This window comes from Desulfobacula sp., assembly GCF_030611305.1.
Classification (GTDB): domain Bacteria; phylum Desulfobacterota; class Desulfobacteria; order Desulfobacterales; family Desulfobacteraceae; genus Desulfobacula.
Genome location: NZ_JAUWQB010000083.1, coordinates 1 through 14,873, shown reverse-complemented (window position 1 = coordinate 14,873; position 14,873 = coordinate 1). Strand labels below are relative to the sequence as shown.

General features: G+C 41.1%; 14 protein-coding genes. 10 read left to right on the top strand and 4 right to left on the bottom strand.

Annotated elements, in window-relative coordinates:
* Window positions 1-85: 85 nt before the first annotated feature.
* Genes dnaX through QAI40_RS13955 form a run of 4 tightly spaced genes read left to right on the top strand, consistent with a single transcriptional unit; the run spans window position 86 to window position 3,119 of the window.
* Window positions 86-1,756, top strand: a complete 1,671-nt coding sequence (dnaX, locus tag QAI40_RS13970; RefSeq protein WP_299981597.1) for a DNA polymerase III subunit gamma/tau — start codon at window positions 86-88, stop codon at window positions 1,754-1,756.
* A 19-nt stretch (window positions 1,757-1,775) separates the two neighbouring features.
* Window positions 1,776-2,084, top strand: coding sequence for a YbaB/EbfC family nucleoid-associated protein (locus tag QAI40_RS13965; RefSeq protein ID WP_299981595.1), 309 nt, complete (start codon window positions 1,776-1,778; stop codon window positions 2,082-2,084).
* 5 nt (window positions 2,085-2,089) lie between these two features.
* Complete coding sequence (recR, locus tag QAI40_RS13960) at window positions 2,090-2,689, top strand: recombination mediator RecR (RefSeq protein ID WP_299981593.1); 600 nt, start codon at window positions 2,090-2,092, stop codon at window positions 2,687-2,689.
* Complete coding sequence (locus QAI40_RS13955; protein WP_299981591.1) at window positions 2,679-3,119, top strand: YkgJ family cysteine cluster protein; 441 nt, start codon at window positions 2,679-2,681, stop codon at window positions 3,117-3,119. The genes recR and QAI40_RS13955 overlap by 11 nt, the downstream gene beginning before the upstream one ends.
* 641 nt (window positions 3,120-3,760) lie before the next feature.
* On the opposite strand, the gene QAI40_RS13950 is transcribed toward QAI40_RS13955, so the two are convergent.
* The 4 genes from QAI40_RS13950 to QAI40_RS13935 all read right to left on the bottom strand — a co-directional run bounded on the left by QAI40_RS13950 (window position 3,761) and on the right by QAI40_RS13935 (window position 7,408).
* Window positions 3,761-4,483: a LicD family protein gene (locus QAI40_RS13950; RefSeq protein WP_299981589.1), complete on the bottom strand. Its 723-nt coding sequence runs from the start codon at window positions 4,481-4,483 to the stop codon at window positions 3,761-3,763.
* A 282-nt stretch (window positions 4,484-4,765) separates the two neighbouring features.
* Window positions 4,766-5,413 carry a CDP-alcohol phosphatidyltransferase family protein gene (locus QAI40_RS13945; protein WP_299981587.1) on the bottom strand — a complete coding sequence of 216 codons (648 nt, stop codon included), beginning with the start codon at window positions 5,411-5,413 and terminating at the stop codon, window positions 4,766-4,768.
* Window positions 5,414-5,424: 11 nt separating this feature from the next.
* A complete protein-coding gene (locus QAI40_RS13940) occupies window positions 5,425-6,558 on the bottom strand; it encodes a pyridoxal phosphate-dependent aminotransferase (RefSeq protein WP_299981585.1) in 1,134 nt (377 codons plus the stop codon).
* Window positions 6,545-7,408 carry a phosphocholine cytidylyltransferase family protein gene (locus QAI40_RS13935; RefSeq protein ID WP_304511704.1) on the bottom strand — a complete coding sequence of 288 codons (864 nt, stop codon included), beginning with the start codon at window positions 7,406-7,408 and terminating at the stop codon, window positions 6,545-6,547. Before QAI40_RS13935 ends, QAI40_RS13940 begins: the two co-directional genes overlap by 14 nt.
* 843 nt (window positions 7,409-8,251) lie before the next feature.
* Here QAI40_RS13935 and QAI40_RS13930 point away from each other — a divergent pair.
* The 6 genes from QAI40_RS13930 to QAI40_RS13905 form a co-directional block, all read left to right on the top strand.
* A complete protein-coding gene (locus tag QAI40_RS13930) occupies window positions 8,252-8,770 on the top strand; it encodes a hypothetical protein (protein ID WP_299981581.1) in 519 nt (172 codons plus the stop codon).
* A gap of 53 nt (window positions 8,771-8,823) precedes the next feature.
* The gene (locus QAI40_RS13925; RefSeq protein ID WP_299981579.1) at window positions 8,824-10,056 is read left to right on the top strand and encodes a toxic anion resistance protein; all 1,233 of its coding nucleotides are present in this window, start codon (window positions 8,824-8,826) and stop codon (window positions 10,054-10,056) included.
* 29 nt (window positions 10,057-10,085) lie between these two features.
* The gene (locus QAI40_RS13920; RefSeq protein ID WP_299981577.1) at window positions 10,086-10,718 is read left to right on the top strand and encodes a DUF4178 domain-containing protein; all 633 of its coding nucleotides are present in this window, start codon (window positions 10,086-10,088) and stop codon (window positions 10,716-10,718) included.
* 2 nt (window positions 10,719-10,720) lie between these two features.
* The gene (locus QAI40_RS13915; RefSeq protein ID WP_299981575.1) at window positions 10,721-12,355 is read left to right on the top strand and encodes a hypothetical protein; all 1,635 of its coding nucleotides are present in this window, start codon (window positions 10,721-10,723) and stop codon (window positions 12,353-12,355) included.
* A 21-nt stretch (window positions 12,356-12,376) separates the two neighbouring features.
* Complete coding sequence (locus tag QAI40_RS13910; RefSeq protein ID WP_299981573.1) at window positions 12,377-13,267, top strand: DUF350 domain-containing protein; 891 nt, start codon at window positions 12,377-12,379, stop codon at window positions 13,265-13,267.
* Between the two features lie 4 nt (window positions 13,268-13,271).
* On the top strand, window positions 13,272-14,873 hold a 1,602-nt coding region (locus QAI40_RS13905; protein WP_299981571.1), incomplete at its 3' end, for a polyamine aminopropyltransferase.

The window sequence follows — 14,873 nt, the reverse complement described above, 5'->3', positions numbered from 1 at the left end:
AAAGCGTGTGTATCCTAACCGGGTACCGAGGGTTCGAATCCCTCCTTCTCCGCCACTGATCATAACCAGTCATATTTAAGATAACATGTCATATCAAGTATTAGCACTGAAATATAGGCCCCAGACATTTGACAAAGTTGTCGGGCAGAGCCACGTTACCACCACCCTTTCAAATGCGATCTCGCAGGACAGGGTTGCCCATGCCATTCTTTTCACAGGGCCCAGGGGCACCGGAAAAACAACCCTTGCACGGATCCTGGCCAAGGCAATGAATTGCAAAGAAGGTCCGATAGTCCTGCCCTGCAACAATTGTAAAATTTGCAGAGGTATCATTGAAGGGCATTGTACAGATGTTTTTGAAATCGACGGGGCATCCAACAACAGCGTAGATCAAATCCGGGACTTAAGGGAAAATGTCACCTATATGCCTTCATCGGCAAAGTATAAAATATATATTATCGATGAAGTCCATATGTTGTCTACTGCTGCATTTAATGCGCTGCTCAAAACCCTTGAAGAACCCCCTGAGCATGTCATGTTCATTTTTGCCACCACTGAGGCACACAAAATCCCGGCAACCATCCTGTCCAGATGTCAACGGCATGACCTTAGCAGAATTTCTTTGGAAATGATTTCAAACCATTTACAGCATCTTTGCAAAAAGGAAGGGTTCCGTATTGAAAAACAGAGCCTTGACCTGATTGCCCAAGAAGCTGACGGCTCCATAAGAGATGCTTTAAGCCTTCTTGACAGGGTATTATCCTCGGCCAACACCAAAGAAATTGAACATAACCGTGTGTTGGACGGTCTTGGTATCCTTGACCGGCAAATCATGCATGAACTATCAGCAGCAATCTTTGAAAACGATGGTGCCCGGCTCATCGAAATTATAGAAGAAATAAACAATTCAGGAATTGACCTGAAAAAATTTTATTCTGATATTCTTTCCCATTTCAGAAACATGAGTGTAATTAAAATATGTGGCAAGGGCAGCCCGGCCGTCAATGTCACAGATTCTGAAAAAGAAAAAATTTTTCAAATGGTTTCTGTCCTGTCCAGTGGTTTTATCAACACTATTTTACAAATCCTTTTGGATGAAGAATCCATTGTCAAATATTCATCACATACAAAAACCGCTATTGAAATGGTCCTGTTAAAACTGCTTCAAATAAACCCTGGCGCACAAATTGATAAGATTATTAACCAGCTTGATATTCTTGCAAAGCAGATAAATTTAAACCAGATACCTTCCGAACTTTCAACCTCGCAGCACAAATTTGAACCGGCACAAAAACCTGCGGCAAAAAACCATCCAACGAAAGACACTGATATTCAGGCGGTCAGAGAATCTGTGGTGACACCCGGGTATGATGCAAGTTTAAAACCGTCACCGGAACCCGATAAAAGTCGCGCAACAAGAACCTGGCAGGAGTTTTTAAACAAAATAGAGCAGACACTCCCCTTTATGTTTACCCTTCTTTCCAAAGGGAAGGTGACTCAAACCAAAACCAGTGAAATTATCGTTGAACTGAAAAATGGTTCGTCTTTTGATAAAACAAGGCTTGAAAGAAAAAAGCATGAACTGCAAAACATATGCAAAGAATTTCTTGGTAAATCCCTGATAATCAAAATACTTTCCGAAAACAATAATTTAACCCGAAAAAAAAAAATTGAAATAAAAGCCAAACAAGCAAACTTCAATCACCCGCTGGTTGTTGAAGCTCAAAAAATATTTAACGGCGAAATAATTAATTAAAATATAGGAGTGAAGGATCATGAAAAATATGAATTCAATGATGAAACAAGCCCAAAAACTTCAAAAAAAAATGCTGAAAACTCAGGCTGAGCTTGCCACAAAAACTGTTGAAGCCTCTTCAGGCGGCGGTATGGTCAAAGTGATTGCCAATGGTGGGCAAAAGATTGAATCCATTGTTCTTGAAAAAGAAGTAGTTGATCCCGAAGATATTGAAATGCTTCAGGATCTTGTATTAGCAGCAGTCAATGATGTTTTGAACAAGTCCCAGGAAATGGTCTCTTCTGAAATGGGAAAACTGACCGGCGGACTCAATATTCCCGGTCTTTAAAAAATATGAGATATTATCCTGAGCCAATTTTAAAACTGATCAACAGCCTGTCAAAGCTTCCGGGTATTGGAAAAAAGACGGCGGAAAGACTTGCGCTCCACATTCTTCATGCTCCGAATCATGAAGCAGTGACTTTGGCTGCCGACATCATTGAACTGAAAAGCAGCATTCGGCTGTGTACGGTCTGCTTTGCCTTAAGCGACAAAGATAAATGCAGGATATGCTCTGATCCGCAAAGGGACCAGACCAGTATCTGTGTTGTGGAAAATCCGACCGATATGGCTGCCATAGAAAAATCAAATGCATTCTTTGGAACCTATCACATACTGGGGGGGGCACTTTCTCCCATTGACGGCATAGGTCCGGATGATATCAGGATAAAGGAGTTGTTTAAAAGGGCAAACCCTGAAAAAATAAAAGAAATTATCCTTGCAACCAAAACCAATGTTGAAGGAGAAGCCACCGCTTCCTATATCCTTGGAAAACTTAAAAAAACAAAGATCAGGATCACAAGGATTGCTTCCGGTATCCCCATGGGTAGTGATTTGCAATATATCGACCAGCTGACCATGCAAAAAGCAATGGAAAAAAGATATGGATTCTGAATTTAAGACCTGCGATGATATTTTTGAATGCCAACTATGTGGTGAATGCTGCAACGGGTTTGGCGGCACCTATGTTACTAAACAGAATATCATCAATATCTCAACATATATGAACCTTGATCCCAAAAAATTTGTTGCCCGATATTGCGACACGTCAGGGTCAAGGTATGTTTTAACACTTGGTAAAGACGGATGCTGTATTTTCTTTGACAGAATCAAACAATGCACTATCCATCCGGTAAAGCCCTATATGTGCAACGCCTGGCCTTTCATTCAAACTATCATTAAGCATCCTGAAAACTGGAATACCATGGCAAACTCCTGTCCGGGCATGAAAAAAGATGTCCCATACAAGAATCTTCAAAAAATTGTTGGTATGGAAAAAGAAAAACTGGACAAATCTTCACAGGACTTGGCACCCCAGATATAAAACAAAAAGACCCACTATTCATACCCGTTCCGGCCTGATCACCTTACACTCTCTATTGCCTGAACGATTTTTTACGTGTGACCTTCAGGTTAAAGTTCTAAAAGGCCTTCCATTTAACTGCGGAAACTGCGGGCAGGTATGTCCTCAAACAGTCCGCAGTTTTAACATTCCAGGCCTTTGAACTTTTACAAAAATCCCAGGCAATCCGTTCGTTGCAAGGTAAATAGACCTGCACTGCAAGGCGACTTCGAATAGATTTAAAAATTTCTTGCCGCCTTTGCTTTTGCGGAACCTGCAATACATTTCGATAAATGTTCTATTTGGCGGACATAGAAAAACCCCAATATTAATCAATTGCCAAGAGTTTGAGGATCGATCATAGGACAATTTACACTTTCTCAGGTCAATAATCTGCCTATACGAAAGGCTGGCGGGGTAAACTCGCTACATAATTGGAGATTCATTTTACAGCAGTCAAACCATGAAAAATATTTTTTAAAATCAGCAACTATAAATTTGTTATATTATAAAAACTATTGCGTAAAAATGACCTTTGACGCAGGTTCTGGTTCATATAATGTAGTCTGAACATTCAAAATTTAATTGTTTCTCACCACAAGATATTGAGACAGGATACTTATTTAATCTAAAGGCATTTCAGCGAAGATCACCTTTCCCGGCTCTCTATCTATTACTTTGCAAATTTGTTTTTTGATAGCACAATTGTTTGCATGATCCCACTCTTGGTATGCAATTTCCATATAGTCAAAACCAAATATTCGATTTAAATAATCATCAATTTTGTTGGGGATAGAAATTATTATTTTTGAGTTTTCTGGACCAAATTCCACTTCTTTTAGTTTTATTTCATTTTTAGTTAGATAATAATCCGGCCACCATTTTAAAGCGTCTTGATCTTTGTAACGTATGTGATCCTGTTTGCCAGAACTTGTTTTATCAAAAAAAGTAGTAGCGAAAATATCTAAAAAAGGCCAATTGTATTCTACATTCTGGGTGGTATCATTTTCCACAGACCTGCCAAAACTTGGTAATTTCTGGGGACATAACCTATAACCCAAATAAATTGGACATAAGGTGTAACCATATTTAGATATTTCTTTCACCAATTCAATATCAGAGAGTTTAGAGAAATCATCGGGGTGAATATCTACATCAACATCATCATCCCAAGGAATAATACCACCATGTCGCTTATATCCTAAAAGTGTTCCACACTCGGCCCAATATCTAATGTTAAATTTTTTGGATATTTTATGAAAGACATTCAATAATTGGTATAAATGAGCGTTTACTCTTGGATCTGTTCTCTTTAAAATTGAATCATCTAATTCAGCATTATACACAACTTTTTTCCTTTTTTAATTGCAGCTTGGAACTTTTGATTCGCCCATTGTACGCCAACAACATGCTGCCGTTGATAGCAGGGTCCTGGGCAATGTAATCAGCCGATTGATTTTCATCAAAAGCCTCGCTTTTTTTAATGCCTTGTGATCTAGTCAAAAAAGCCCAAAAAGTTATTAAAAATTCAAGCCTATAATACAAATCCCAAATGCTTCCCTGTTATTGGAATTGGAGCATCTTCCAGAAAGTTCCTATCTGCATACCTTTTATTTGTTGAGCTATACTCAGGCTGATAATATCCAGCCATAGATAATTGTCAATGCCACAGTATAAACCATGAGTACATAAAACCATTTGCCGGCAAATTTTGGTGTTCTCAGCGGTGAAAGATTAAACCCGGCCATGGTCATGAACATCATATAAAGTATAATTGAAAAAGTTGCAGTGGAAAATAAAGATTCAAACAGAAAAACAAAAGCAAAAACAATAATATTGTTGTCAAGGGCAAGCCCCTTGTATGTGGTACTGTCTACAAGACCGAAAATATTGAAATAGCTCAGCCGTATTGCGCCGGTGGCGACGATTACAAATGCGCCCGGCAAAAACCAAGCACTGAACCCTCCATAGCTTAAAAGGAAAACAGCTGGACAGATTCCAAAGCTAACCATATCAATTATTGAATCCAGCTGTGCTCCGAAATTTTTTTGTTCATCTGTTCGGCCCTCTATTTTTCGAGCAATAATTCCATCACCCCAGTCAAAAAGAACTGCCCATATCATCCCGATAATGGCAGCAGGGAAGTTTTTCAACACTGCAAAGTATATCCCCAGCAGCGCACATAAAAGCCCTGCAAGAGAACAAATATTGGGAAGATCTTTTGCAAACCAGAGCATTCCGGTTTGGTGTGAAGGTTTAGATTGTGATGTACTCATCGAGGTCCTCTTTATTTATTTTTATCCCCAAGGATGGATGCCAGCGCGTCCACCAAGTTGGTATTTTCTTCTTTTGTTCGGGCTGCAATACGGATATACCGGTCAGCATGGGGCATGGTTTTACCCTGACAGTGTTTGATATACATATTATGCTCTATAAATAATTTTTTTGTTAGTTCAGGACCATTCGGCCCGATATCCGGCAATCGGCAAAAAACAAAATTGGCATCCGGCTTATAAACCGTGAGTCCTGGAAAAGCCGACAGATCCTTGTAAAGCCTATCCCTATCCTTTTTAACCTGGTCACAGCTTTTAATGAAGGCGTCGCGATAATCAGGTAAAATCCTTAAAAATTCTTCTGCAAATCCATTTATGTTCCAGATATGAACGCCCTGGCGGACAGCTTTTATGAAATTGGAGTTTCTTGTCAAAAGATAGCCAATCCGAAGACCACAGATACCGTATGCTTTACTCATGCTTTTAAAAATAGCGATATTGGGATATGTCTGGATTTGATCTTCCATGGATGTCTGACCAGATATCTGACCAGATTTTTGATCGGGGTCCTGAACAAAATCAATAAAGGACTCATCAATGATCAAAAGGCAGTCATGGTCGGACAGTTTCTCAGCCAGACGGATCAGGTCGGGCTTGGGAACGGCTATGGCGGTTGGATTGTTTGGTGTGACTACGACTGCAATATCTGCGCCGGTTTTAATGATATGAGCCGCAAATTTATCCACATCCAGTTGAAAAGAAGGGCTCTCAAGGAGAAACTCTATGGCGCATCCCTTGGGTGCGGCATTTACATATTCGTTGAACGAAGGCACTGGAATAACTATCTTTCGGGCAATTTGCCCTGAAACAATTTTAATCAGTTCGGCTGCGCCATTGCCGACAACAATGTGCTCAGGTTTTTGATTGATTAGTTTACCCACAAGAGAAGCAAGAACATCCTGTGCAACAGGGTAGTTCAGGACAAGGTCATGGATTTGGTTTTTAAAGCAGGTAAAAACCTCTTCCGGCGGGAAGTAAAGGTTATATAAATAAGCATGATCAATAAAATCATGGCGATAGTATCCGCCATGTTGACCGGAAATAAATTCATATTTTTCTATGTGATTTTCATAATCAAGATCGGGCATATAGACTTCCTTCAACAAAGGATTTACGGGGGTACAGGTCTGTATTTTCTAAACGGTCAGGTTCTATATCATAAACAGAAAGCGGTTTGCTGGTTTTTGTTGGAAACAGCTTTTCAGCAAATGCAAGATCTTCAATTGTGTCAATTTCATACCAGGGTTTATGGTCAAAAAAGACCGCTTGAAAAGATAATGATCTTTCTGCCACCATTTGTTGAAACACGGCTTCATAATAATCATTGACCCTGCCGGCTAAAATATAAAGGTTCAGTTTTTCGATAACCCGGTACCATGATGAAACCGAAAGGCTGTAAATATTAACTGTCTTGTATCGGGTTTGTTCAGAATTATTTTTTGCATCACTATGGAATGCATCAACCGAGTTGGATGGATTGATTGTAACAGTCGAACCGTTCAGCCAAGGCTTCATTCGTGCAATGGCAATCCTGTCAGGGTAAAGCATGTCTGTCAATAAAGACGGATCAAAAACAAGATCGCTTTCAATGAGCACAAATGGTTCATTGATAATTTCTCGAGCCATCCATAAAGAATATATATTATTGGTTGTTTTGTATAATGGGCTGAACACATATTCGATTTTAATTTTCCCGGCTCGGATTTCTAAAAAATTACGAATACAGTCTTCCAGGTGGCCGGTGACCACAACCAGCCGCTTGAAACCATGTTGATTCAAGCTTTTGATCAATCGTTCCAATATGGAGGTTTCATTAACAAGGGTAAGGCATTTGGGTGATTTTTGTGTCAGGGGGAACAGGCGGCTTCCTGTGCCGGCTGCAAGGAGTAAAGCAGTAGTGATACGTCTTTGGGGATAAGGGTTCTTATTTAGTCGCATAGACCTCCTCGTTATAACGAGTTAATGTATTCAAAAAATAACACTCCTTTTTAAGGATGAAATTTTTTGTACAATAAACAAATTGTTCGAAAAAAATATTAGCTTCTAACTTAGGGAGGCTGACCACATTTGGGGATCAAAGATAAACACCGTAAGGCGGAAACGTTTGTACGTCATTTTTAACGGTACAACTGGTTCCATGGTATAAGAATACGGTAGGAAGTCAAGGAATATCTCTTTTTGTGGTCTAATTGGCATTTCTTTTGCAAGAAATATAAGTCGTTCAGGCCATGAATAAAACTGTCTTCATAAACCTGGTACCTCCTCAGATCTATGATAGGCCTATACGAAAAGCTGGCGGGGTATTATTTTAAAAATAAGAGGCGGGGTCTGCGAGATCAGGCGGGGTAAACTCGCAACAAAATAAACTCGCTACATAATTGGAGATTAATCAGAATCTTGCTTCAAAAACCCAGACCATCTATTTTTTGTTGCCGACAAATTCCGGATTTCGACAGGAGCACTATTATTAAAAGTCCCGGGTTTTCTGAATCAAGACCTACACAAGATATTGTAGTTGGGGGAAATTTCATTCACCACGCAGATAATCAACTTTTTAAAGTACCAATATATAAATCACATAAAAATGATTTTGTGATTTATATATATTGAAAATTTAAAGAATTCTGGTTTTGGTTTACCCTGTTCCTTTCTTGATTTTTCAGGAAACCCAGTATAGAGTGTTACAGGTTTTAACGATTTCCAACCTTGTAAATATAAAGTTTTGCATTATTTTTCTTAAGATATTGTTGATATGAATACCTTAAACCAAGGAGCAAGACAATGAACATTGCAATAGCAATCATTCTTATTGCCGGTATCGGTTTTGCCATTATGATAAAAAAGGGCAAAGCCAAAGGGACTGCGGCAAAAGACAGCCCGCAGCCTTCGCCAGCCTCCCGGTCTGAAACATCCCCTGGCCAAGAGTACAAGGCCATTCTGGATTCTTTGTTAAATTTAAATATTCTGATGAGAAAGGACAGAAATCTTCCAGTTGAAATGACCGCGGAAATAGAAGCTATTATTGATGACCTTATGGCAATCACGCCGGAAATGATGGAAAGATATCCCGGTGAAACCCTGACCTATGAAATCAAAAAAATCGGCAGGGAACATCTTTACAAGACTGTTAAGGAATACCTTGACCTGTCACAGGACAGCCGAAAGAACCAGTTTGACATATTTGAGAAAACTATAAAAAGCCTGCATGACGTCTCCAACCGGTCCAGGGATATTGTTGAAAAAAATGAGACCGCAGAATTTAAAACCATGGCGAATTTCCTTGCAGGTAAATTTTCATAAATATTTACAGATTTAAACCTTTTGTTATGATATCTCTTATTTAGGAGGATAAAATGAACGATATGGTGCAAGACCTTCAAAACGTTGCTCAACAGGCAAAAGCCCCGGTACTTGCCGAAGTAACTCAGGTTTCGGGTCAAGGGGCACTAACCCCGGTCCAGGCCCCTTCCAATCTTGAACCTGTACAACCCAAACACCTGGCTGTTGAAGATATAGGGGCTATTGAAGCCCAGGCCAATGAATTCCTTGAAAAAATAAAAGCTGATCCATCTGACTGGCAGCTTGGCAATTTCGTTTTCGGCCTGGGCCAGGGAATTATGGACGAAACCCAGGCCCAGGTGACCCTTTATGACCGTAAAATGGGCAATGTGCTCAAAAATGTGGCTGCAGATGATTCTTCCCCTGTGGGCAAAAATATCCTTGCCATTAAAATCGAATTGGACAAGGTGAACCCCACCATGGTGGCAAGAGCTGAGATGCCCTTTTCCAAAAAAATGTTGGGTCTGTTTACAAAAACCGTGAACCGGCTGCCCAAAGGAGATGAAATACTTAAGATTATCGCAGAGCGAAGGGAAACCGTTAATTCCACAATTGACGGCATCCGTGATCATTTAAGAAATGAAGCCGACCAGGTAGCCTTTGATGCATCAGAGCTTTCCACCATTTGTGACTCTTTAAAAGAGATTCAGCCAAGGCTCCAGGAACAAATCTACCTCGGACAGATCATCTGGCAGAAACTGATGGATCACCTGGCAATCATCGAAGATGCGAGAAACAAAGAGGCCCTGACTACACTGACCAGTGACCTTGCCATGGCTGTGGTGGACCTCCAGACCATTGACAACTCAAACCTCCAGACACGGTTTGGCGGAGAGATGATGGTGAGAAATTCCCACCTGGTCAGACGGCTGATACAGAGGACTGACATGATCCTTTCAACGGCTGTTAAAAATGCCCTGGCTGTCAGGGTTGCCGCTGAACAACAGATGGAGACCATGCAACATCTGGATATGGTTCAGAAGGCCGCTGCCGAAACCATGAAAGACACGGCCACTGTTATTGGCAATGCCGCCATCAAAGGTGCTAAAATGAGCCAGAGCATGACTGTTAATATTGAGGCGCTTGAAGAAGCGTGTCAAACCTATGAACAGGCTTTTGAAACCTATGCCCTGATTTCACAGGAAACTATTAATATTGCCTCCCAGAGCTCCAATGCCCTTGGAAAAATGAATGACCGGTTCCGGGCAAGAACCGATGCGTTAACAGCAAGGCGTGAGGACACATAGGTCTGAACGTTTAAATTTGGAGGAATTGTATGCTTGATATAGCAACACAAAAATCTTTCCAGGAAAGATTGGGTGCCATCAGAACCCTTAAAAAAGAACAGCTTGTTTCCGGACAGGAAAAGATGTTGCTGAGTTTGAAGGAAGCCGGGAAACATTCATTTTTTGAATACCTTGGCAACACCTATTTTGTAAAAAGCTTAAATAAATATGAAGAAACTTCAGATGATTTTAAAAACAAAAAAGGGTATTTTATTTCTGAACTGACCTGTCTTTGCCTTGAATCCGGACAAACTTTAAATTTTGAATGGGAATTCGATGATGAGCTTGAAATTTCCATGACCCTTGAACGATTTTCATTCAGGAATTTAAAGGATGAGGCTGGAGAAGCCATAGATGAAGATGATCTTGACCAGATTGCCGATGACAAGGATATGATTGTGATCAATGGTGAAAAATTCTGGTATGAAGATGACTGGGCATCGATTTATTACCGGGGAAGCAAGGAAGAAAAGGTCTATATGTATGAATTTGAAAATGAAGGCCACACCAAATTTCTGACCATTGAGGAATGGTCGGGATCAGGCAAGGATGAATACCAGATTTATACTTCAAGCCCTGTTGATCCGAACACTATCAGCATCATCAGCAAAGGAGACCTTTAAGGATGGTTCATAAAAAAAGACATCTCCTTATGAACTTCATTGCAGGATTGACCATTGCAGGCCTGATTGCAGTACTTACCGGATGTGGCGCAGGTCTTCCCAAAGATCTAAAAAATGAAGCCAAATCTCTGCCCAACGCCATTAAGACCGGCCAATCCCAGGTGGACAAACATAAGGATAAATATTTAAGCCTGACGAAATCATCTGAATTTAAGGCTGTTAAAGCATTTGCCTTAAAGGAAAACTGGATTCAAAAATTTCAACTTGCCCATACCGAGCTTACCAGGGCAAAAACACTTTATGACAAAGACTTGAAACCCCTGATCAGTAAAAACAAACCAGAACTTGCCCAAGAGGTCAAACAGCAGATTAATCGGATAAAAAAAATTCTCCAGGATGCTGAAGGTTTGGCCCGATACCCGTCTTCACGCTTTTCAAAGATCAGGGAGACCATTGACAATGCCAAAGGTTTACACTCCCGGTCAAAAAACGATGCCGAACAGATCAGCCGGATTGCAAATGAAATAAAAACCGGCCCCATAGCAAAAGCCGACACTGACTTTCCTGATTTATCAGAAAAAATAAATGCCCGGTTTGCACCTCTATCAAAACTTGAAAGACAGTCCCACGATTATTTGAGTATTGTGACAGCCGAATACAACAGGCATTCGGCGAGCTCAAATGCCGATTATGCGGCTTTCACAGATAGTACTGCAGCGCTTTCTTCCGATCTTTCACAAGCTAAAACCCTTGAAACAAAAATAACCGGAGAAATGGCCCAGCTCTATTCCGGTTACACAAAAATTCTTATGGATATGAAAGAAGAGTATTTCGTAACCATAAAAAGGGAATCCTGGAATGAAAACTCTGATTATTACGACCCAAAGTTTGCCACCTTTCAACGTCAGGTCAGTCCTGAATTATATGAGGGGTTAACGGCTGATAACCTGGATACCATTGCAGCGATTACCGCAGGCTTCACAGGGTCAAGATTTTCAAGCAAGGTCGGCAACATGTGGAAAGAATTGTCCATTAACCCTGCCGAGCAATGGCCGGGAAGAGGGCATAATGCCGCTGCTTTCTGGGTTGAAGATTCAAAGGAAGCCTATTTCCATAAATACACGCTGGAAGAAAACGGTGAAACAAAAGAGACGGATTGGGAAAAGGTGGATGCAAGCTTTTATGATGCCAAGTTTGAATACCTTGGTATGGCTATACTGGCCAAACCCTATGGTGTGTTTGAACAGGATCGTCTGACCCAGGCAGCACCTCCGGGAATGGCCTATGTGGGCAATTCGAAATACGGGGAATGGAAAAAAGATAATACAGGCAATCAATTCTGGTCCTGGTATGGAAAATATGCCCTTTTTTCCATGCTCTTAAGTCCTCGGCCATCCTATTATGGTTACAATTCCTGGAATGGCTGGAACAATAATTATAGGAACAACCGGCCGTATTTCGGCAAGACCCAAAAAGGGTTCCAGAAATATGGTACGTCCGGCACCTTACTAAAACAATCACCAGGATTTCAGAGTACAAATTTTGCAAAAAGCGGCGGTTTCAAATCCCAGACCGCTTCTGTCAGGGGCGCCGGGGCCAACCTTCGTGGCGGTGGTCCAAAAAGTAAAGGTAAATAGAACAATTCTAAGGAGGAAAGAATGGATATAGCTGTAACTCTCACAGGACTTAGTCAAGCACTTACATATGTCATTGTGGGCATCTTTTTTATCTGGCTGGTTAAAAAAATAGATGACCGGCGCACAAAAGAGTTTGATGATGATACGCATATTGATGATGGAAATGTTGCTGTAGGCTTAAGAAGGGCCGGGCTTTATCTCGGGATTGCCATTGCACTTTCAGGTGCCATGGGCGGATCTTCAAAAGGTTTTTTTCTTGATGTGATCCAGTTGTTGATTGACGGGCTTATTATCACGGGATTTATGTTCGCGTCCCGGTTTATCAATGATTTTATCATGTTGAGCAATATCAATAATGATGAAGAATGCATCAAAGTATTTCAACAGCCTGACGGAAGTGAAGTTGTCGGGAATGCAGCTGTGGGCATGGTCGAAGCAGGGATGTATATTGCCACAGGATTCATTCTTAACGGATCACTTTCAGGAACCGGTGGAACCTTTTTCCAGGGAATTGTAAGTGCCATTCTCTTTTTTATCGTGGGTCAACTGACCTTGTTAATTTTCGGATTTCTTTATGAGGTGATCACGCCCTTTAATGTAAGGAAAGAGATAAAAGATAATAATTTGGCAGCCGGTATCGGACTTGGCGGTCTCCTCATGGCTTTAGGCATTATTCTCATGTCAAGTATTTCAGGTCCGTTCACAGGATGGGCCAATGATCTTGCAGGTTTTGGTATATATGCTTTTTTCGGAATTGTTATGCTGTTGATTTTCAGGACAGTGATCGACAGACTTCTTCTGCCCACGACCGATATTGCCACGGAAGTCAAGGAAGACCGGAATGTTGCCGCCTTGATCGTTGTGGTAAGTGCCATTAATGCGGTTGCGATTATCATAGCCTTCTCCATGTAAAAAAATGACAAAAACAAAGGGCCGGCTCAATTTTGCATCTGTGTTGCTGTGCGCCTGCATGTTTGCGAGCGGTGCCTGCGGTATTATCCTTGAATATATCCAGGCAAGCCTTGCCTCCATGATCCTTGGCAATTCCTTTGAACAATGGGCCATGGTCATTGGACTCATGCTGTTCTGGATGGGGTTTGGCAGTCTGATCCAGGCACAGATTTCAAAAAAATATCTTATTTACACTTTTATCGCCGTTGAAACAAGCCTGGCACTTGTGGGAGGATTCTCTCCCACCTTAACTTACATATCTTATGGTTATACTGCCCATTACATCCTGGTCCTATATTTTTTCGTCAGTTTCATCGGGATCATGATAGGACTTGAAATCCCCGTGATTATCAGGATCAACAACGACTTCAGCAACGAATTATCCACCAACCTTGGAAACATCCTGAGCGCTGATTACCTTGGCTGCCTGATCGGTTCATTCATTTATGTATTTGTTCTTTTAAGATTCACACCCATCACGGAAGCAGCCTTTCTGACTGCCGGGGCCAACTTTTCTCTGGCCTTTATCACCTTTATCTATTTCTCAAAAAAAGGCCTGTTAAAGAGAGGATTTCTGATTCCTGCCATCATGCTGATCACTTTTTGTGCCATCTTTTACGGATATCTTAATAACCGGCAATGGAATATAAAAATTGAGCAGCCCCTGTATGATGACCCCATTATATTAAGCAAAACCACCCGATACCAGCATATCGCCATTACCCATTACAAGCCCTTTGATGAAGTCAGGCTCTTTTTAAACGGGAACCTGCAATTTTGCAGCACAGATGAACAACGATACCATGAACCCATGGTGCATCCGGTCATGAATCTTGTTCCGATCAAAAAAAGAATCCTTATTCTCGGCGGCGGAGATGGCTGTGTTTTAAGGGAGGTCTTAAAATATAAAGACGTAAAAGAAGTGCTTCTGGTGGACCTTGATCCTGAAATGACCCGTCTTGCTAAAACCCATTCTGTTTTAAAGCGAATTAACCAGGACGCCTTCAAAGATGCCCGCCTTGTCACCATAGCAGGCAAAGGTGTCTCCCCGGGAATCGATAAAAGGCTCTACATTGAAACCAATAAAAAAAATCAGTACGCCAAACAATCTGAAACCCGGAAACTTGCCGATGTAAAACTGATGAATATTGATGCAGATAAATTTTTAAGCGCTGTTTCCGGCTTCTGGGATGTCATCATAATTGACCTGCCAGACCCTTCCACGCCTGAATTGACCAAGCTTTACGCCAAAGAGTTTTATAAAAAAGTGAAGCAGCACCTGTCACAGCATGGGTTGATGGTGGTTCAGGCAACATCGCCTTATCTTGCAAAGGAAAGCTTTCTTTGTATCGGAAGAACTATAGAAAGTGCAAAACTTTCCATCCTTGCCTTTCATGAGAATGTGCCCAGTTTCGGAGACTGGGGATGGTACCTGGCCTGGCACCCCAACATCAAAAAAACAAAAATCATGGAGAAAATCAAGCATCTCAACATTGACGTGCCGACAAGATTTATCACACCCGAGGTATTTAAAAGCGAACTTGTCTTTGGCAAAGATGATCTGACA